General features: G+C 51.3%; 12 protein-coding genes. 7 read left to right on the top strand and 5 right to left on the bottom strand.

Annotated features, from left to right (window positions below; genetic code table 11):
- Positions 1-4: 4 nt before the first annotated feature.
- Positions 5-886, bottom strand: a complete 882-nt coding sequence (locus SD10_RS15150; protein ID WP_046574773.1) for an N-acetylmuramoyl-L-alanine amidase-like domain-containing protein — start codon at positions 884-886, stop codon at positions 5-7.
- Between the two features lie 62 nt (positions 887-948).
- Complete coding sequence (locus SD10_RS15145; RefSeq protein ID WP_046574771.1) at positions 949-2,673, bottom strand: alpha-amylase family protein; 1,725 nt, start codon at positions 2,671-2,673, stop codon at positions 949-951.
- A gap of 152 nt (positions 2,674-2,825) precedes the next feature.
- On the opposite strand from SD10_RS15145, the gene SD10_RS15140 reads away from it, so the two are divergent.
- The 3 genes from SD10_RS15140 (at position 2,826) to pgmB (ending at position 6,774) form a co-directional block, all read left to right on the top strand.
- The gene (locus SD10_RS15140; protein WP_046574769.1) at positions 2,826-4,703 is read left to right on the top strand and encodes a glycoside hydrolase family 13 protein; all 1,878 of its coding nucleotides are present in this window, start codon (positions 2,826-2,828) and stop codon (positions 4,701-4,703) included.
- 380 nt (positions 4,704-5,083) lie between these two features.
- Positions 5,084-6,052, top strand: coding sequence for a zinc-binding alcohol dehydrogenase family protein (locus tag SD10_RS15135; protein WP_046574767.1), 969 nt, complete (start codon positions 5,084-5,086; stop codon positions 6,050-6,052).
- A 65-nt stretch (positions 6,053-6,117) separates the two neighbouring features.
- On the top strand, positions 6,118-6,774 hold the full coding sequence (pgmB, locus tag SD10_RS15130) for a beta-phosphoglucomutase (protein WP_046579590.1): 657 nt from the start codon (positions 6,118-6,120) through the stop codon (positions 6,772-6,774).
- Positions 6,775-6,924: 150 nt separating this feature from the next.
- Here pgmB and SD10_RS15125 read toward each other — a convergent pair whose 3' ends face one another.
- Positions 6,925-7,641, bottom strand: a complete 717-nt coding sequence (locus SD10_RS15125; RefSeq protein ID WP_046574765.1) for a DUF4405 domain-containing protein — start codon at positions 7,639-7,641, stop codon at positions 6,925-6,927.
- Positions 7,642-7,786: 145 nt separating this feature from the next.
- The gene (locus SD10_RS15120) at positions 7,787-10,615 is read right to left on the bottom strand and encodes a TonB-dependent receptor domain-containing protein (protein ID WP_046574763.1); all 2,829 of its coding nucleotides are present in this window, start codon (positions 10,613-10,615) and stop codon (positions 7,787-7,789) included.
- A 263-nt stretch (positions 10,616-10,878) separates the two neighbouring features.
- On the opposite strand from SD10_RS15120, the gene SD10_RS15115 reads away from it, so the two are divergent.
- Both SD10_RS15115 and SD10_RS15110 read left to right on the top strand, forming a co-directional pair.
- The gene (locus SD10_RS15115; protein ID WP_046579588.1) at positions 10,879-12,342 is read left to right on the top strand and encodes a glycosyltransferase family 39 protein; all 1,464 of its coding nucleotides are present in this window, start codon (positions 10,879-10,881) and stop codon (positions 12,340-12,342) included.
- Positions 12,343-12,381: 39 nt separating this feature from the next.
- On the top strand, positions 12,382-13,065 hold the full coding sequence (locus SD10_RS15110) for a glycosyltransferase family 2 protein (protein WP_046574762.1): 684 nt from the start codon (positions 12,382-12,384) through the stop codon (positions 13,063-13,065).
- Between the two features lie 9 nt (positions 13,066-13,074).
- Here SD10_RS15110 and SD10_RS15105 read toward each other — a convergent pair whose 3' ends face one another.
- Entirely contained in the window at positions 13,075-13,995 is a 921-nt protein-coding gene (locus SD10_RS15105; protein ID WP_046579586.1) for an RluA family pseudouridine synthase, read from the bottom strand.
- Between the two features lie 393 nt (positions 13,996-14,388).
- Between SD10_RS15105 and SD10_RS15100 the strand changes: the two genes are divergently transcribed.
- Positions 14,389-16,812, top strand: coding sequence for a hypothetical protein (locus SD10_RS15100; RefSeq protein WP_148562450.1), 2,424 nt, complete (start codon positions 14,389-14,391; stop codon positions 16,810-16,812).
- Between the two features lie 74 nt (positions 16,813-16,886).
- On the top strand, positions 16,887-19,424 hold the full coding sequence (locus SD10_RS15095; protein WP_046574759.1) for an SdrD B-like domain-containing protein: 2,538 nt from the start codon (positions 16,887-16,889) through the stop codon (positions 19,422-19,424).
- The last annotated feature ends 339 nt before the right edge of the window (positions 19,425-19,763 follow it).

The raw sequence follows: 19,763 nt of genomic DNA, 5'->3' as shown, positions 1-19,763 counted from the left end.
AAACTTACTTCCCCTGAAGGGAAGCTGAATTGACCACACTCCCCGGCACGGTCCTCAGCCGGGCTACCCGAATACCCGAAAGGCGCTTGTGCCATTGAACGTATTCGCTGATGGGGTATGCCGAAATGACCACCATCCCCTGATCGGATGAGGCATGAAGAAGGTGCATCCGGCCATCGGGCTGCCGAATGGCCAGACCAACATGCTTCATGTCCAGACCAGGCCGGGCCGGAACCATCATGACAATGTCTCCCTCATGGAGTTGAGCTTCGGCCTGCCGAATATGTTTCGTCGGTATAAACGAAAACGCCAACTGACTCAGTGAGGCTTCGGTAAGAGCCACCTGTTTAAATATGTCGGGGTTATTGAGTTGAGGATATTTGTAGGTTGTCGATGTCATGTAGGAAACGGGCTTGGCAACGGTCAGGCTACCCGGTAGTTCACCACTCACATCTGAGATCAATCCTTTCCGTTCGTTATCACGAAGCCAGTCCGAAAAATAGTGTAAGCGGCTGGCATAGCCATCAATTCGCCCGTTTCGGTACCGTAGTCTGGTCAGGTAATTGCGAAACGTTTGCTCAGACAGCACCGGATTGGGCTTGTTCGCGACGTCCTGCCAGGCCATAGTGAGCGCCAGCACGCTTTCTAAATACGTAGTGCAATCAAATTCACGGAGGTTGACCACCAGTTGTTCCGTTGCATTCTGGTCGAGCGTGTTCGGAATATAAGGCCTGCCCAGAAATTGCTTGCCGATGGTCAGGGCCGTTTCGGCCGGAGTTTGGCCACTCACGAAGGTGAACGACCGCAAATCGCCGGACGTCGTATCCTGCGCCCGGATGATCGGCGATAGAAACAGCAGGAAAAGTGTAGTAAACAATTTCGTCATGAATGGGCGGGGCTTTCGGGCGTAGTCTAATGGCGAAACGACGCCCGAAATGCGCGACGAAGTTACGATTTAATTTCCAGCACCCGCACACTCCAGGGGGTAAGCATCAGGGGTATTCCCGTTCGTCCAAGTGCTTCCAGTGTTTCGTTGGTCAGGAAGATATCGGTTAGTTGAAGCAATTTGTTGGGGTCAATCGCCATACTGTCAAACGCTGCGGCTGGGATGGCAATGGTGGTGTCGTAGGTCGTGTGTTGCGAAAAGTTACAGACGATGAGCAGTTTTTGCCGATCCGTGTAGCGCAGGTAACTATAAACCTGATGCGCATCGTAGCCCGCGCTTTGCCCATTGTCATTTACGTATTGCAGGTCATAGAAATACCCATTCTGGATGGCGTCGGAGCCATTGACCAGGTAATTTAACTGCTGGTAAAAGGCCCGCAGTCGCCGTTGTTCGTCGGCCAGATTCGCGCCATTGTACTGCCCCTGACTGAGCCACTGTTGCCATTCGGGGACGCCCCAGTAGTCAAAGATGGTCGTCCGTCCATCGTCGCCACTAAACCCTTCGGCGCCCTCTGCCCGAACGCCAACTTCCTGACCAAAATACAGGAGAACAGGGCCCGTATGCATGGTTGCCGACAAGGTCATGGCCGGAACGGCAGCCCAGGGATTATTGGCGAAGAAACGCGAGGCAATGCGGTGCTCATCGTGGTTTTCGAGAAACCGAAGCATGTGCTGCGCAAAGTCGCCGGATTCCTGCTGCCAAACGCGGGTCAGGTCATAGCACGAACCATGGCCTTCCATCAAGCGTCGGACGGCATCGTACAACCCGACTTTATCGTAGAGGTAATCAAAACCACCGTTCAGAATAAAGGGCCGATATAAGCCGGGCTCGTAAATCTCGGCGATGAAAAGCAGGTTGGGGTAGCGCTGTTTTACCTGACGGATGGCCCAGTGCCAAAACTCAATAGGCACCATATGGGCCATATCGCACCGGAACCCATCGACGCCTTTGGCTGACCAGAAAAGCAAAATGTCGAGCATCTGCGTCCAGGTGGCCGGAATGGGATCAAACTGGCGGCTTCCGTCAAATATATTGAGGCCATAGTTCAGTTTGATGGTTTCGTACCAGTCGTTCCGGTCGGGGGTAGCTGTGATGGAGCCACTGCCCGTTACTTTGGCCGGGTATTCGTGTAGGGTACGTGACGGCGGCTGGCTGTCAGCCTGTTCGGGGGCAACAAAGGTTTGCCCTGGCAGGTAATAAAAATTGTTGTTTGGCGCAAAGTCGACAGACGTATCGTCGTTCTGGCCGAGGTCGACAACATCCTGGGGTTTGGCATCGGACCGGTACTGCCGGGCGACGTGATTTGGAATAAAGTCGATGATCACCTTTAGCCCATGCGCGTGAGTGCGCTGAACCAGGGCCTCAAATTCGGCCATGCGGTTGGGCACACTGACGGCCAGATCGGGGTCAACATCGTAATAGTCTTTAATGGCGTAGGGTGATCCGGCCCGCCCTTTCACCACCGCCGGGTCGTCGGGCAGAATACCATAAGCTGAATAGTCCGTTTGGGTAGCGTGCTCGATAATTCCCGTATACCAAACGTGCGAAATGCCAAACTGCCGAATCGACTGGAGAGCCGCATCGTTGATGTCGTTGAATTTGCCACAGCCATTTTCTGCATAGGTTCCATTCCACTGGTTTGTGGTCGACTGGTTGCCGAACAGGCGCGTAAAAATCTGATAAATAATCAGTTTATCGATCAGAGGAACAACGGATGTCGTATGCATACAGGTAAATAAGGACGGAGTGAGACAATCTGTGAGGTTGGTAAACGCAAAACTATGGCCTTTTTTGACGAAAATGCTGGGTTATTTTTGCGTTATTGTTGCATTATTCTCAGTCTGTAACAGAACTCGGTGCGGCTGCACCCGGCCAACCTATGAAAAGAATCGCTTTTACTCTGCTCGTTTTCTTATCGGCTTGTTTATCGCTTGCTTTGGCGCAGCCCGCCCAGATCCAGCGCGTGAACCCCATAAACTGGTGGGTCGGCATGAAAAACCCCAACCTGCAACTGTTGGTGTATGGCCCTAATGCCGGAACTCTCACCTATACAATCAACTATGCCGGAGTTAAACTCCTGAAAACGCATACCGTTGAAAACCCCAATTACGCGTTCCTTGATCTGACCATTGCGCCGACCACAAAAGCCGGGACCATCCAGATTGTGGGCAAACGCGGCAGCCAAACCCTGACCCAGCCATTCGACCTGAAAGCCCGCGATAAAACGCCGAAAGGGCAGGGCGTTACATCGGCCGATTTTATTTACCTGATCATGCCGGACCGGTTTGCCAACGGTGATCCGGGCAATGACAAATTTCCGGATATGCTCGATACCGAAGCCGACCCTAAAAATCCCTACCTGCGGCACGGGGGCGACTTCAAAGGCATTATCAATCGGCTCGATTACCTGAAAGATCTGGGCGTTACGGCGCTCTGGCTAACCCCCGTGCTCGACAACGACGAAACCCTCAAAAAAGAAGGCCCTGACCGAAATCAGGCGGGCTATCATGGCTACCACTTCACGGATCATTATAAAATCGATAAACGCTTTGGCGGCAATGCAGGCTATATAGAACTGGCTGCGGCCCTGCACGCCCGGGGTATGAAGCTGGTGCAGGATGCGGTCTATAACCACATCAGCGACGACCATTGGTTCTTTAAAGATAAACCGATGAAAGACTGGGTAAACGAGTGGCCCAGTTATACCGGTTCGACCCACAAAGAGCAGTCGCTTTACGACCCGCACGGAGCCGCTGCCGATAAGAAAACGCTGCTGGATGGCTGGTTTACGCCTTTTTTGCCCGACATGAATCAGCGCAACCCGTACGTTGCCAACTTCCTGATTCAGCATGCCATCTGGTCTACGGAGTTATTTAGCCTCGATGCCTGGCGGATTGATACCTATAAATACAACGATCTGGCGTTTATGAATCGCTGCAACCAGGCGCTCATGGACGAGTATCCAAAGATTCACCTCTTTGGCGAATCCGTCGTGAACAACCCAGTTGGACAGGCTTTCTTTGTGAAAAATACGGTGGGCTTTCCCTTCAAGAGCAACCAGCCGGGCGGTCTGGATTTTGTTCTGTACAATGCCTTCAACGATGCGTTGAATCAGAGGTTCGACTGGGATTCGGGCGTGAACCGGATTCACCAGGTGCTGGCGCAGGACGATGTATATGCCGACCCCAATAAGCTGGTGACCTTTCTGGAAAACCACGATACGGATCGTTACTTGTCCGTCATTGGCGACGATTACGATAAATACAAAATGGGAGTTACCTGGCTGCTCACCACACGCGGCATCCCACACTGGTACTACGGCACCGAAATCCTGATGAAAGGCACTAAAAATCCCAGCGATGCCGAGGTCCGGAAAGATTTCCCGGGGGGCTTTCCAGGCGATAAGGAAAACAAATTCGAGACGGCCGGGCGTACGGACAAGGAGAATGCGGCTTTTCAGTTTGTCCGCAAACTAGCCACTTACCGGCGAGACAACCCCGTTTTGCATACAGGCAAGCTCATGCAATTTCTCCCGCAGGATGGTACGTACGTTTACTTCCGTTACGATGGCAGCAAGACCGTTATGGTGGCGACGAATACGGGCGATAAAGAAATCGGACTTGACACCGGCCGGTTCGCCGAACGGATGACGGGCTTTACATCGGCCCGTGATGTGCTGACCGATGCAAAACTGACGGACTTAAAACTGGTGAAGCTACCCGCTAAATCGGCGCTGGTGCTGGAACTGATAAAGTGAGTTTTGCTTAAATGCTGTGCCAATGTAGGTGAGTAGGAGTCGAAGCAAATAACCGCCGAATGGATTCTTATTAGCCCACTGCTTTAGCGGTGGATTTAATCAACATTGTCTCCATCACCTTAACCGTTGAAACGGTTTTTGCATGGTGAAACCGTTGTTTATATGCGTTTTGTTGGTGAGGAACCTACAGCTAAAGCTATGGGCTGATAGGTGTGAACTGGCGCTTATTTACTTCAAATCGATTGACCCGATGCTGCTCAAACCCGCCATTACCAGATTACTCTTAACCTAGCTTAAGGATATTTCTTAAGCTAGGTTATAGGTAAACGACTCGCTCAATAGCCACCTTTGTCGGATATTAATTTTGACCAAACGACCTGATGAAAGCTGCTATAACCATACAGCCCGGACCGCCTGAGGTGATCCAGCTACAAGAGAAGCCCCAGCCAACGGCGAAAGAAGGCTGGGTTGTCATTCGTGTAAAAGCCTTCGGGCTCAATCGATCCGAAATGTTTACGCGGCAGGGGCATTCGCCGGGGGTTAACTTTCCCATCATACAGGGCATCGAATGCGTCGGTGAAATCGAAGAGGATTTATCCGGGGTCTACACGAGCGGGCAAAAAGTAGCCGTCTGTATGGGCGGCATGGGCCGAAACTACGACGGCAGCTATGCCGAATTCGTTTGTGTTCCGGCAGATATCGTGATTCCCTTTTCCAGTGAGCTACCCTGGCCCGTGCTAGGGGCCATACCGGAGATGTTTCAAACGGTTTCAGGTTCGTTGCACGAAGCGCTTGACGTGAAGGCTGGTGAAACCCTGCTCATTCGCGGAGGTAGTTCCTCCATTGGCATGTTGGCCGGTCAACTGGCAGCGTATCTGGGCGTAACGGTCATTTCTACAACACGCAACGCCGATAAGCAGCAAACGCTGCTGGAAAACGGCGCGGCTCATGTGCTGCTGGACGATGGAAATATTCGGGAAGCAGTAAGAAAACTTTATCCGGCGGGTGTCGATAAGGTGCTGGAACTGGTAGGCATCACAACCCTGAAGGATTCCCTGAAGTGTATTAAGCCGAAAGGAACTGTTTGCATGACCGGTATCTTAGGCGGCAGCTGGACCATGAATGAGTTCACGCCGATGGGCGATATTCCGTCACTAGGCAAGCTCACTGTGTACATGGGCGAAGCCAGCAATTTAGGCAAAGAACAACTCCAGGACTTTATCGACGCCATTGCTAAAGGAGCTATTGTGTTAAATATAGATAAGACATTTCGTCTGGATCAACTGGTGGAAGCCCATCAGTACATGGAGAGTAACCAGGCGACAGGAAAGCTGGTTGTGGTGCTGTAGCAGGGGGTATGGCTCCGCACCTAAATCTGGCTACCTTTGGGCTTTATACAGCTAATAGCGCGCAAATGAGTCAGATAAAAGCCTTTCTTTTTGACCTCGATGGGGTTATTGTAGACACTGCTATTTACCACTACCAGGCCTGGAAACGACTGGCCACGGAGCTTGGTTTCGATATCTCCGAAGAGTTTAATGAGGGACTCAAAGGCGTTAGCCGGATGGATTCGCTGGATCTTATCCTGGCCCATGGCGGGCTAACCTTACCCGACGAAGAAAAAGCGAAACTCGCTGATCAAAAAAATGAATGGTACCTTGAGCTGGTCAGCCGAATGACGCCCGAAGCTATTTTGCCGGGAGTGGCTATGTTTTTCTCCCAGGTCCGTCAGGCGGGGCTGAAAACAGCCCTGGGGTCGGTTAGCAAAAATGCTCCTTTGATTCTGGAGCGCATCGGTATGACCGACGCCTTTGATACCATCATTGACGGTACTAAAATCAGCAAAGGCAAGCCCGATCCGGAAGTATTCACGAAAGGAGCAGACGAATTAGGCGTTCGGCCAGACGAGTGTGTTGTGTTCGAAGATGCCGTGGCGGGCGTAGAAGCTGGCAAGCGGGGCGGTATGTTTGTCGTTGGGCTTGGTTCGCCGGATGTGCTCCGACAGGCCGATCTGGTTGCGCCCTCGCTGGCCGAACTAACCGTAGATGAGGTGCTGAGCAAGAGTAAGTAATGTGGTTGGTATTCCTAAACAGCCAGAGGCTGTTTAGGAATACAGCACTAAAAACGAATGGAGCCTTTGGACCATTCGGTATACTTAGAACGGGCTTTTAAGAATACACCTGAGTGAAGTCAGATTTAAGAATCTGACTTCACAAAATGCTTACTGCACCGCTGGGAACGCCCGCTGGGCGGCAATAATCTGCCACTTTTTATCCTGCTCTTTCAATAGATGCGTGTAGACGGATGGCGAGGTTGCGGTTGAGTTGGTGGCCGTGCCATACACCAAAATCATGTGATCGTCGAGTGCTTCGGCGTGATCGACTTTTGTTTTTAAAACTTCAGGGGCTGTTCGTTTCAGGATATTTTTTTGCATGTCAGAACCGCTGAGGATCGTTCCGGCTTCGGTCAGAAGCGCTGTTTTAACGGGCATGATGGCCGCTAAAGCGCCCGTGTCACCTTTCGTATAGGCAGTAGCGTAAGCTGTTTCAACGGCGCTGGCAATGGAATCAACTTTAGGCTGAGCCATTGGGCCACCCCGTGGCCGTTCGCCCCGTACCAGGTCTTTACCCGCATTGGCCAGTTTTTTGAAAACCGGTAAATCGAACCCAATGCCCAATGCAAAAATGGCCACAATAACGACTGGAATAACGAACTCTTTCTGGATGGCTCCCGTCCGGCGATTTTTAGTGTAGCCCGTTATCGACGACCAGTTGTTGACAATATGAAATATCGAAGCGGCCACGAACAATATCCCAAACCAGGCATGCGTATGATCGACCAGGTGAGACCCTTGTCCGAAATAAATTAAGAGACCAGTAATGGACAGAACGAAAAAGACGGCTGCCACCGAAAGACTAACTAAATTTTTGGATTTCATCGGAGATATAGTGTAAATGATCTGGTAAAAGTAAGTGCGGAGAAGGCAAAAAGAAACCCCTCCTGCAAAGCAAGAGGGATTGATCACCAACCTAATCTAATTGTCAGAAACCCTGCCAGGCACGCTGGCCGGATGTAAATTTTTATTAACGTGGACGACCACCGCCTGAACGGCCACCGCCAGAACGACCACCGCCAGCTGGGGCCGACTGTTGAGCAGGCTGCTGTTGCTGGTTATCGCCACCACCGTCGCCTTCTTTTACGTCGTCGTTATTAACCGATTTCCGGCGTTTCTGGGGAGCATCGAAACTCATTTTACCGAGTTTGTAGCTGAATGTCAGGCGAACACCGGCATTGTAGAAACTCGTCTGCGAATTCTGGCTCAGAATAGGTGACGACAGTTCCGACCGCTGGGTAAATGGGTGGTTGAAAATATTCTCGGCTGCCAGTCCCAGACTTGCTCTCTTGTCATTAAACTCTTTCCGCATGCCAATGCTGTAGAAGTACATCGGGCTCTGATAACCCTGCAATTGTATCTGCTTGCCCCGGCCACCACCAAATACCTGGAAGCCCCAGCCATTGCTTAAAGAAAGGCTGCTCTGTAGGCGTCCGGCTATAACCAGTCCTGAGTTGGAGGCTGAATAAATCGGGTTCGCGTTGTTGTTTGTCAGACTAACATGGTAGATATCAATGCCGCCACCCAGTTGAAGTTTACGGAACAAGGTTCCGTTCCCAAACAGGTTCAGTCCATAGGCATCCTCGTGACCAACGTTCTGATAAGTGGTTTGGATGACCTGCTGAAATACCTGGCTGATCGGATCACCAACAGGCTGCTGGGTTACATCGCGGACAGCCGTGATCTCGCCATTGGTCCGCCGACCAAACAACGACGCATTTAGGTACAATCCTTTGATGTTGCCGCTCGTGCTAAACTCAACATTATCAGTGAACTCGGGCGATAACAGAGGGTTCCCACGGGTAATGTTGGTTGGGTTTGAGGAGTTCACGTTCGGGTTCAGGAACTGGATACCGGGGCGCTGAATTCGGCGGTTATAGGCCAGTTTCAGAATCCGGCCACCTTTCAGGCTTTTAGAAATGTTAACACTGGGTACCAGCGTACCATAGTTTGGAATGTTGGTCGGCGTTGCTGTCGATTCGTTGCTGAATCGGGCATCAATAACCGTATATTCGTAGCGCGCCCCCGCTTTGATGGTGTACTTGTTCTTCGTCGTCAGGGTGTACGACAGGTACGAGGCACCAATGTTCTGATTGTAGAACAGGGTGTTCGATGGACGAGTTTTGTCAACAATGTAATCGCCGGTGTCGCCCGTGGCGAGGTAGTACTGGTAGTCGCTGTTGGCTTTGCGGAAAATGCCTTTCACCCCAAATTCAAGCAGTTGATTCGTCTTGATTGGCGTTTGATAGTCAATCTGAAGGGTTGACTCCTGGTTGTAGCTCAGGTTATCATTGCGGATTCTGGACGAAATGGTCTGGAAGTCAGTGCCGCTCAGAATATCTGACACGAAGTCGTTGGTCCGGTTATTCCGGCTAAACAACGCCAGGATGCTGAACTCCTGCTGAGGTTTGTAAATCTTGGTATACGTAAGGTTTGCATCGACGGTGCCCGACAAATCAGTGGTCTTTACGTTACGGTCACTGATGGTTGGGAAGTAGCTTGTCGGAGAAGTTGTCTGTGTCAGCAGGTTATTCTGTTTGGCGGTACCGTTGCGGGCGCCATATCGAATGCTGGCAGTAAGCGATGTCCGTTTGTCGATGTCATAATCCCAGCCCAGCTGATAGTTGCCAAACAAACGCTGACTCAGGGTATTGGCTGTTTGCAGCGTCCGGGTGCTGGCCGAGTAGGTGTTGGTTGCCTGATCGTAGTTTCGGGTCGTCTGGTCATTGGTGAAAGCCCCTTTCACATTGTATTCAGCACGCCCGAAGCCGCTGAGCGAAAAGCCCATTTTGCCCGTGCGGTAGTTTCCGCTCAGGCCTAAATTGCTGCCCCGGTTGCCTGCGCCACCATTTACATCAAGAGTAGCGCCCTGCAGCGTTGTTTTCTTGGTGACGATATTAATGATACCCGCTGATCCTTCCGCATCATACTTGGCCGAGGGTGACGTGATCACTTCAACCGTTTTGATCATGTCGGCCGGAATCTGTTTCAGGGCGTCCGCTACGCTGCTGGCTACGATGGTCGAGGGTTTGTTGTTGATCAGTACCGTCACGTTGGCACTGCCCCGAAGGCTGACGTTTCCGTCGAGGTCAACCGATAACATAGGTACTTTACGGAGAATATCACCGGCATCGCCCCCTTTGGCGGCAATGTCCTTGTCGGCGTTATAGACCAGCCGGTCCACTTTTTCTTCGATCAGAGCGGCCTGCCCCACTACGTTTACTTCATTGAGTGTCCGAACATCGGCAGCTAGTTTAATGGTACCAAGGTTGATATCGCTGCTCCGGTCAATGGTAATCAGAGCGCTCCGCTTGTCTTTATACCCGATAAACGAATACTGGAGCCGGTATTTTCCGGGGGCCACTCTACCGATGGTAAACTTCCCTTTGGCGTCGGCAGTGGTGCCGTCGATGGGTTTGTTGGTGGCGGTATTGAGCAGGGCAATGGTTGCAAATTCAACGGGTTTGGTACTCGCCGAGTCAATCAGCACACCGCTGATTTTCCCATTACCACGGGCAATCGGATCCGTTTCCGATGGGGTGGCGGCTGGTTGGGGCTGTGTGCCGGGCGCCTGAATCGTGGTTGGACCACCAGGAGCCGTAAAGTTTTGTGGAGAAGTAGCTGCTGGTGTCGTGCCAAAAGGATCGGGAACCGCGCTGGCGGGTGGAGGAGCCGTGGCCGGTTGATTCGTTGCCGGCGTAACGGCTGTTCCGCTGGCTGGTGCACCCGGTACGACGGGCGTCTGAGCGAACAGCGTTGTTGCACTGACGATGAGTAAGGATAGTAGCAGGGCTTTCATGAGCTATTAGAATTAATGGGTCAAAGTTGATCCTACCCATTTGTAAGCAAAAAACAATCTGGCTGAATGCCGTTTTTTTTACGCCGAAAGCAAAAAATAACTGCACGAAGAACAAACTGGCTGCTAGAACTTTTGGACTCAAATCGACTGGTTTGTTAACCTGAATAATAGCGGAACGGTTAATAAAAAGGTTTTGGCTGGGCTGGTGTCTTGTGTGTAAACCAGTACATTTGCCGATTCGCCAATTGCAGTATCTGGGTTTTATGACGCGTCTTTTTTGGTTTCTGGGACTTTTCTGTCCTTTCTTTTTTCTGTTTACTTATAATTCTGGCTACGGGTACGATGCTTACGAATATTTGATTATTGCCCGTAGCCTCAACGAGGGCTATGGGCTCTACGACTTTATCCCATCCAAATCCTATTTGCTGTATTCGTCCACCAATGTTTTACTGAATTTGCTGGGCGGTTACAACCATGTCAGCGTTTCTGGACTCATTACCTTGCTGGCTACTGGGGCTGTGCTGTCTGCCTGGCGGGCCGCCCGTGTATTCAGTGAGCGAACCGCGTTCATTGCGGTTGGGCTAACGGCCGCCAGTTGTTGCTTTATGGAGATGAATTTTCTGGAACCGGAAAGCTGGGTGTCTATCTTTGGTCTCAATGCGTTTTCGCTGGCTGTGCGTGGAAAAGGACGCTCAGACTGGCGTTGGCTGGGCGCTGGCGTTCTGCTGGGAATTGCGATGTGTTTCAAGAGTGTTGCCGCCTTTTATGTGGTCGGTTTTGGTGCGTTCATTTTCGTTTTGTTTCTAACCGGCCACCTTAAATTCTGGCCGATGGTTGGACGGGGCCTGCTGGTTTTACTGGGGTTTATTCTGCCACTGGTCTTGTCGGCCCTTTATTTTTATTTGACAAACCGGCTGGAGGCTCATCTGGAGTGGACCTACATTTATCCGTTCGGGGGGTATCCGGCTCATACCATGTTCCTGACGAAATTTCTCCTCAAGCTAAGCTGGCTTTTACTTCTGCTGGCAATTTCGTTTGTGCTGGTCTGGCGGCAACCTTACCGAAAACAATACCAGCAGACCCCTGCTGTTTGGCTGGCTTTACTGCTGGCGGCCTTTGCCTGCGTATCCATGATTAAAACACAGGCCAGCCATTACTTTTTTCCGGCGGCCGTTTTCTTCGCCCTCCACCTCGGCTTTTTGGCTGATTTGTGGCTAAACCACTACGAAGCCCGTCATAAGGCGGTGTCGCACAAAATGGTGTTTCTGGGAAGTGGCCTGGTGGTGGTGTTATTGCTGATGAGTGGGTTACTGTACCGGCCCGCTACCATCAAGCGATTGGTGTCCATTGCCGATTATTCAAGTGAGGAGCAGGCTGGCGCGTTTATCCGGGAGCAGGCGGGTCCTACCGGAAAAGTGTTGCTGTTCGACAATGCGCTGAGTTTATACTACCTGTCGGACCGGGAACCCAACGTACCTTTTATCTTCACCGAGATGCAGACATCGCATTACATTGAATCACACCCCGATACCTACGGACGCGCGCTGGCCGACACCAGCCTGAAGCTGGTTGTGTTTGGCAATCGGTCGAGTGTTATTGATGACAGCACGGCCCTTAATAAACCGGCTAATGCCTATGCGATTCAGCAACTGCGGGATGGTTTACAAAAGAATTTTGTACAAATTAAAAATCCACACTTTCCGTTGATATACTGGGTACGCAAATAACACGGAACTTGTTTACCCGTTATCGTTTAAATTTGTTTTATGCTGCTATCTGTTCTTATCCCTGCTTACAACGAGATTAACTCTATTGATACATTACTTGAAAAAATTCAGGCTGTTCCCATAAATAAAGAAATAATTATTGTTGATGACGGCTCAACGGATGGCACCCGCGAACGGCTGAAGACATTTGACGCCGTGCCTAACATTCGGGTTATCTTTCACGACCATAATCAGGGAAAAGGGGCGGCCATTCGCACGGCCATTCAGCATATGACGGGCGACATTGCCATTGTCCAGGACGCCGACCTTGAATATGAACCACAGGATTACATGGCCCTGGTGAAGCCCATTGCCGATGGTAAGGAGAAAGTAGTTTACGGTTCCCGGTTTTTGAACCCCGAGAACCGACACTCGTATTATAGCTTTTATATTGGCGGCCAGGTGGTTACGTTGCTGACAAATGCGCTATTTAACCAGCGCCTGACTGATGAGCCAACCTGTTATAAAGTATTCGATGCTGATTTTCTGCGGTCTATTCCGCTCGAATGCACGCGCTTCGAATTTTGCCCTGAGGTAACGGCCAAAGTAGCCAAACGGGGGATTCGTATCAAAGAGTTACCCATTAGCTATTATCCCCGTTCCATTGCAGAAGGCAAAAAAATATCCTGGCTGGATGGCATCGAAGCAATCTGGGTATTGCTTAAATACAGGGTTATGAAGTAAGGGCGGTGTTTAGTCTACCCGCTCTTTCACCATACTCAGGAATAGTTTGGGCACGGGGGCATTGAAGTGCATGGCCTGGTCTGTAATGGGGTGCTTGAATGCCAGCACCTCGGCATGCAGCCCCAGCCGACCGATGGGGTCCGTGGCGGCACCATATTTAGCGTCACCTACTACGGGGTGGCCAATGTCCTGCATGTGTACCCGAATCTGGTTTTTACGGCCGGTTTCCAGTTCCAGTTCCAGCAATGCATAGCCATTATTGGCTTTCAGGACTTTGTAATTGGTAATAGATAATTGCCCATTTTCGGGGTTCTGGCTCGAATACACGATCAGGGCTTTACTTTCCCGAAGATAGGAGGTGATCCGGCCTTGTTCCGGGTTTGGGATCCCCTCAACCAACGCCACATAGGTGCGCTCTTTGGTGGTGGCGTTCCAGGATTCCTGCATCAACTTCTGCACCTTTTCGCTTCGGGCGAACATCATGACGCCCGATGTCTCGCGGTCGAGCCGGTGAATGATAAAGATCTTGTTTTTCGGGTTTTCCTTTTTGACGTAATCGCTCAGAATACCGTAAGCGGTGCGATCCCGCTCCTTATTGGTTGCCATAGAAAGCAACCCAGCCTGTTTGTTGATAACAATCAGGCTTTGATCTTCAAACAAGATCGTCAGGCCCCGGTATTGCGATGTTTGGGGGGCACGGTTTGCGGCAACCGTAACAACCTGGCCCGGCTTTAGCGGGTGATTAAACTGTGTAAACACTTTTCCATCGACCAGAATTTGCTTATTACTCAGCAACGACTTGATGTTGTTCCGGTTTTTATGCGGCAATTGGGCAATCAGAAAGGCCATTAATTCGGCGGGTTCCGAAACGGGCAGTATGACGTCGGTTCGCTGGCCGCGCTGCCGACGGGGCTGGTTTGGGTTCTCCATCTGGCAAAGGTACATCTTCATTTTCGATCTTACCTGTCTGCTCTGGTTTCTTATCGATTCAATCTGGTAATGTAAGCCGACCAGCTATGCCTTGGCTACAGGCCACAAATTTTATAGACGATTGCGTAGGCCCATGTTGAAAAGCGGATCGAATGCTATGCGCTAGTCGATCCGCTTTTCAACATGGGCGTTTGTCTTTTGTGATACTGAGTCAGTTATATCAAAATTTTTCAGGTGGGCTTAAATAAACCTATGAGTGGATGGGTTTGGCATGAAATTGGTACAAAGGGCATTGGAGGCCCTTTTTGTAAACGTGTAATAGCCAGAATTTAAAGAACGGTTATTTAAAATAGGCCATTTAGCACAAAAGGAGTTGGAGGTAAACCGTACTCAATGGCAAATCTGTATCAGGTGATGACGTATTCAGGGTGGTTAGGAAGGCGATGGTGGGCGCTCATACTGCTCTTTCTGTTCGTTCATAGCCTGGGTGTTCAAACAGCACACGCGACTCACTTCCGGTACGGGAACCTTACCTGGAGGCAATTACCCTCTGACGTGTCAGGACGTACCATTGAATTTAAGTTAACCATGGGGTTTCGGCTGGGTTTTTTCAGCCCAACGCCAGTTGTAGGGGGAACGTTTAGCAACGCGACGGCAAACTCATCCGCAGCGTTCAATTATGGTGATGGCACCTCCATAACGTCGTTTAATTTTTTGGTTACCACCGTTAGTACAGCCGATGACTATGTATATGGTGAGGCTACCCTGACCCATACCTACGCCACAGCCGCAACAGTTACCGCCTTCATCGAAGCCAGCGCCCGGCTTAGTACATTGCAAAACAACGCCGATGGGCGCTACCGGATCAACTCAACCGTCAATGTAGGCACAACCAATCTGCCTCCTGCCTCCACATTACCGCCCATTATTAATTTACCCTTTAATCAGGCAGCGGCTTCGTTTACGGTGCCCGCCAGTGATCCAAATGGCAATGCGCTTACGTTTAGTCTGGCGACCGCAGCAGACCTGGGAGCCACATATGCCTTCACCCAGCCAACAGGGTTGTCCATTACATCGGGGGGTGTTGCCACATTTGATACCCGGTCGCCAAAAGCCGTAGGGCAATTGTATAACGCAGTCGTAAAAATATCAGACGGACAGTCATTTGTTGTCGTCGACTTTCTCATACGAATCGTTGCCGCAAGCGATCCTCCTGTTTTTGTTTACGGAGGTGTTACGCCCGCCAACAACTCCACCATTCAGACCTACGTAGGCTGTCCGGTAAGTTTTACGGTCCGGGCAACCGATACTGACCCGACCAGCAATACGATTACGTTGCAGGCGGTAGGCGTTCCGCCCGGGGCGACGTTTTCGCCGGTTACGGCCTCCAATACGGTGGCGTCGCCCTTTAGCTTCACCCCAACCACAGAGGGGACATCCGTTACCTCGTTCATTGCACAGGATAATATTGGAAATCAGACGATAACGTCAGTTACGTTTCGGGTAATACAGCCTATGTTATCGGCCAATGGCCCGGTGGTTTGTGCTGGTAATACGGTGAATTTAACGGCCACAGCCGGAACAAGTGCGTCTGGTGTGACAAATTATACCTTCAGAGGACCGGGGGGAGTTATCGGGTCAACCAGTACCACCAATACCGCTTCGGTTAACGGGCTGGCCGCAGGCGTATATAGTTTTAGTGTTACGACCACAAACTCGGTCAATTCGAATTCTGCCTGCACCAGTACGGCGGTTACATCTGTAACGGTTGATGCGCTACCAACCGTTACGCTGACCAATTCAGGTACCCTGACCTGCACCAACACCAGTGTTACCTTAACGGCCAGTAGCAGTGCATCTGCTATTTCGTATTCATTCAGTGGGCCGGCGTTCAGCCAAAGTAGTGCGGCTAATACGGCGGTGGTTACGGGGGCAGGTACTTATAGCGTGGTGGCCACGACGGCAAGCGGTTGCACGGCTATCGCTACGACCACCGTCTCGAGTAATACAGTTGCGCCCGCAGCGCCCACGGTTAGTCTCGTACAGCCTAGTTGTACCCTGGCTACCGGAACGATTACCATCACGGCTCCAACAGGTGCGAGCCTGGTGTATAGCATAAATGGGTCTACGTACGCCAATACGACGGGTGTATTTGCCGGTGTGGCCCCAGGCAGTTATTCCGTTACGGTGCGTAACACCAATAGCGGATGTACCTCACCGATCACCTCCGTGACGGTAACGGCCCAACCGCCCACACCTGTGTTAACCTTGAACTCGGTGTCAGTTTGTAGCGGGGCATCAACGACATTAAGCGTAGGGGGCTGTACGGGAGGAACACTGCGCTGGTCGACAGGCGATAACACCGCGTCAATTGTGGTTATTCCGGTTGTCACAACGACTTATTCCGCCACTTGTACCAATGCCTTCGGCTGTTCTGCTACGGCATCCGCTACAGTAACTATACGGCCCACGCCCACCTACACAGGCATTCCCACCAGTACGCCCGCCAACTGCGTGGGTACTCTGGCAACGAATACTGCCCATATTGACTTTACCACGCTTCAGAACACCGAACGAGCCGATATTTCGATTGGGACAAGTTACGCTGGCCCTGCCTACGGGGCTATCAGTAACCGGATCGTCAGTGGGGGCGCGGTTAGTTTAATTAGTCTGCCCAATCCGTCAACCCGTCAGCCCTATACCGTTCGGCTATTTAGTGCATCAGGAACCTGCTACGTGGATGTGGGGATTGTCCTCGATCCGACGACTTGTCAATGCCCGGCGTCATCGTGTGTTAAAGTTAGTATAAAGCGCTGATTATCATAGATTTTAGTGGGGAATTCTTTTATCCGTATACGTACTCAATTAGCCATAATTTTACTTATTGACTTATGAAACCTAGTTTACTTAGACGCCTGCAGTCGTCATTGCGGTGGCTACTGTACTTTTGGGTAATTGGCCTGGGGCTGATTAGCCAGACGACACACGCTTATAAGCCTGGGAACGATTCTGCTCCGAACGTTCTGGGCATTGGTAACCTTGTTTTCCTCGACTATAACCGGAATGGTATTCAGGACGCAGGTGAGCCGGGTATTGCCAATGTACGTCTCCGGTTGTACCAAAGTGGTATTGAACGGGGACAGACACTAACAGATGGCAATGGTCAATACACATTCGCCACCGGATTGCTGCCCAATACTGCCTATGAAGTCAGGATTATTCCCGCTGATTTTCCGACAGGATTGAAATTAACCGGTTATCAGAAAGGGAGTGATCGGGAACTCGATAGTGATGCCCAGTTGATTGGTGGGTTTGCCGTCGTTTCATTCACCACAACGAGTACAAACACGGACGATAATTCCTACGATATTGGTTTTGTGGCTGGCAATCCCGATTTGCTGGTAACAAAGTCGACGGATGTTTCTCAAACTACGTTGGGAAGTAATGCAACTTTTACCATTCAGGTAGCCAATACGGGCAGCGGTGCCGCCACAAACGTTCAGGTACGGGACACGCTGGATGTGGGTCTGGCGTATGTGTCTTCATCGCCAGCCGCCACCACCACGGCCTACGGAGCTACCCGGATTCTGTCCTGGAGTGTAGGCACATTAACGGCAGGGGCTTCGGCAAGCCTAACGGTAACAACGACTACCCGAGCGGAAGGGGTGCTCTATAATACGGCTTATGCGACAACCACGGATACCGAAAATAGTGTGGCCAATAATGTCGGGCGATCGTGCGTAACAGTGCCTATCAAGCTGTGCTCGGGTGAGGAATATGTGGCCAGTTTACCCGCGCAATATACGGATGTCCAGTGGTTCAGGAATGGGGGGACAACCGCTGTAGGTTCTGGAAATAGCTTTACTATTGTTCAGTCGGGTAGCTATACGTTCACCACGACAGCCAATGCGAGTTGTCCGGCTAATGGCTGTTGCCCCATAATTGTAGAAGACGGACTTGTACCAACGCTGGCGATAACACCTGCTAATCCCATCATTTGTCAGGGGCAAAGCACAAGCTTGACCGTGTCTGGTTGCACAGGTGGAACCTTGCAGTGGAGTGCGAACACTGCTAGTGCCACCACCGCCAGTATTCTGGTGACCCCCACTTTAACAACGGTGTATTCTGTTACATGTACACCCACGGCCTATGGAACCTGTCCTGGTGTAACCTCGACAACGGTGACAGTCAACCCATCGGTGACCGCCACCTTGTCGAGCCTGACGATCTGTAACGGCACCAGCAGCACATTAGTGGCCACGGGAGGAAGTACGTATGCTTTCTCTGATGGCACTACCAACACAACCGGCCTATTGCCCGTGTCGCCTACAGTAGCCGGAACATTCCCTTACTCGGTGACCGTGACTTCGGCGTTGGGGTGTTCGGCCGTGGCCACCGCTACACTTACGGTCAACCCGTCGGTGACGGCCACTCTGTCAAGTCTGACCTTGTGTAACGGCACCAGCGCCACACTGACCGCCACGGGCGGGGGCACTGGGGGCACGTATGCCTTCTCGGGCGGGACCACGAACACAACGGGCCAGTTGTCCGTGTCCGCCACGACGGCCGGAACTTTTCCTTACTCGGTGATAGTGACTTCGGCGTTGGGGTGTTCGGCCGTGGCCACCGCTACACTTACGGTTAACCCGTCGGTGACGGCAAACATAACGGTTACCAGCACAACGATCTGTCAGGGGCAGAGCACAACGCTAACCGCTAGTGGAGGGAATAGCTACCTATGGACAACAGGTGAAACGACGGCAGCAATTTCTGTCACGGCGAGTGGTCCCTACTCAGTCACGGTTAATAGTGTGGCGGGTTGTAGTGGCGTTGCCAGTACGACCATAACGGTTAATCCAGCTCCTCAACTAACGATCAACACACTAACCTTATGTGCTGGTACTACCGCGACGCTATCCGTTAGCGGTTGTACGGGAGGAGTACTAACCTGGGCCACCGGCGACAATACGACGTCTCTCGTTATTACACCGCTGTTAACCACCACGTATTCTGCAACCTGTACTTTCCCCACGGGTTGTAGTGGGGTGATTTCGACAACAGTAGTTGTCAACGCGGCTCCCACCTATGATGTGCCGCCTGCGGTTGTATCCGCTACCTGTACCGGTGCCACTGCGAATACCAACGCCCGAATCGACTTCACAACCTTACTGAATACCGATCGAGCGGATATCTCGCTGGGCAGTAGCTACACCGGCCCCGCCTACGGAGCCGCCAGCAACCAGACGGTTAATGGGGGAGCCGTAAGCTTCACGGGGCTACCCAATCCGGCAAGCCCACAAGCATACACGGTTCGACTTTACAGCGCCGGTGGTACTTGTTTTACAGATGTGTCGGTCGTGCTAAGCCCGGCCGAATGCCAATGTCCGGCACCTAAGTGTGTTCCGGTCGTCATACGAAAAACTCGCTAGTTCGTAAACCAGATAGTCGTAAAAATCCCGGTTACAGGCCTGTAACCGGGATTTTTTATGCGGTTGCTCACTAATTATTCATGTTTCTGCCTTCCATGTAGAGTGTAAATGCGAATCGGACGTAGGTTACAAATCGTGTGCCGTTGTGACAAATAGGAAGCTGGTTTTGTTCGTAATTTCTCAATTATGATGGCAATGCGTATTTTTTATGTAGTCAATTTCTGAGGAAAGAAGTGAATAAGCACGATTTAAATCTGGCACTGAATTAGATAACAACCGTCCTGACCGTTCTTCCAGCTACTTATTGTCTGGTTAGTAATGGCTAGAATTAACTGCCCG

Source organism: Spirosoma radiotolerans, from assembly GCF_000974425.1.
GTDB classification, from domain to species: Bacteria; Bacteroidota; Bacteroidia; order Cytophagales; family Spirosomataceae; genus Spirosoma; species Spirosoma radiotolerans.
Note: the sequence above shows the minus strand (reverse complement) of the source record. Positions and strands in the feature narration are given on the sequence as shown.

What these genes read in the sequence shown, in the direction of transcription:
- SD10_RS15150 (WP_046574773.1), bottom strand. Translation starts at nt 886, where the DNA reads ATGACGAAATTGTTTACTACACTTTTCCTGCTGTTTCTATCGCCGATC.
- SD10_RS15145 (WP_046574771.1), bottom strand. Translation starts at nt 2,673, where the DNA reads ATGCATACGACATCCGTTGTTCCTCTGATCGATAAACTGATTATTTAT.
- SD10_RS15140 (WP_046574769.1), top strand. Translation starts at nt 2,826, where the DNA reads ATGAAAAGAATCGCTTTTACTCTGCTCGTTTTCTTATCGGCTTGTTTA.
- SD10_RS15135 (WP_046574767.1), top strand. Translation starts at nt 5,084, where the DNA reads ATGAAAGCTGCTATAACCATACAGCCCGGACCGCCTGAGGTGATCCAG.
- pgmB (WP_046579590.1), top strand. Translation starts at nt 6,118, where the DNA reads ATGAGTCAGATAAAAGCCTTTCTTTTTGACCTCGATGGGGTTATTGTA.
- SD10_RS15125 (WP_046574765.1), bottom strand. Translation starts at nt 7,641, where the DNA reads ATGAAATCCAAAAATTTAGTTAGTCTTTCGGTGGCAGCCGTCTTTTTC.
- SD10_RS15120 (WP_046574763.1), bottom strand. Translation starts at nt 10,615, where the DNA reads ATGAAAGCCCTGCTACTATCCTTACTCATCGTCAGTGCAACAACGCTG.
- SD10_RS15115 (WP_046579588.1), top strand. Translation starts at nt 10,879, where the DNA reads ATGACGCGTCTTTTTTGGTTTCTGGGACTTTTCTGTCCTTTCTTTTTT.
- SD10_RS15110 (WP_046574762.1), top strand. Translation starts at nt 12,382, where the DNA reads ATGCTGCTATCTGTTCTTATCCCTGCTTACAACGAGATTAACTCTATT.
- SD10_RS15105 (WP_046579586.1), bottom strand. Translation starts at nt 13,995, where the DNA reads ATGGAGAACCCAAACCAGCCCCGTCGGCAGCGCGGCCAGCGAACCGAC.
- SD10_RS15100 (WP_148562450.1), top strand. Translation starts at nt 14,389, where the DNA reads ATGGCAAATCTGTATCAGGTGATGACGTATTCAGGGTGGTTAGGAAGG.
- SD10_RS15095 (WP_046574759.1), top strand. Translation starts at nt 16,887, where the DNA reads ATGAAACCTAGTTTACTTAGACGCCTGCAGTCGTCATTGCGGTGGCTA.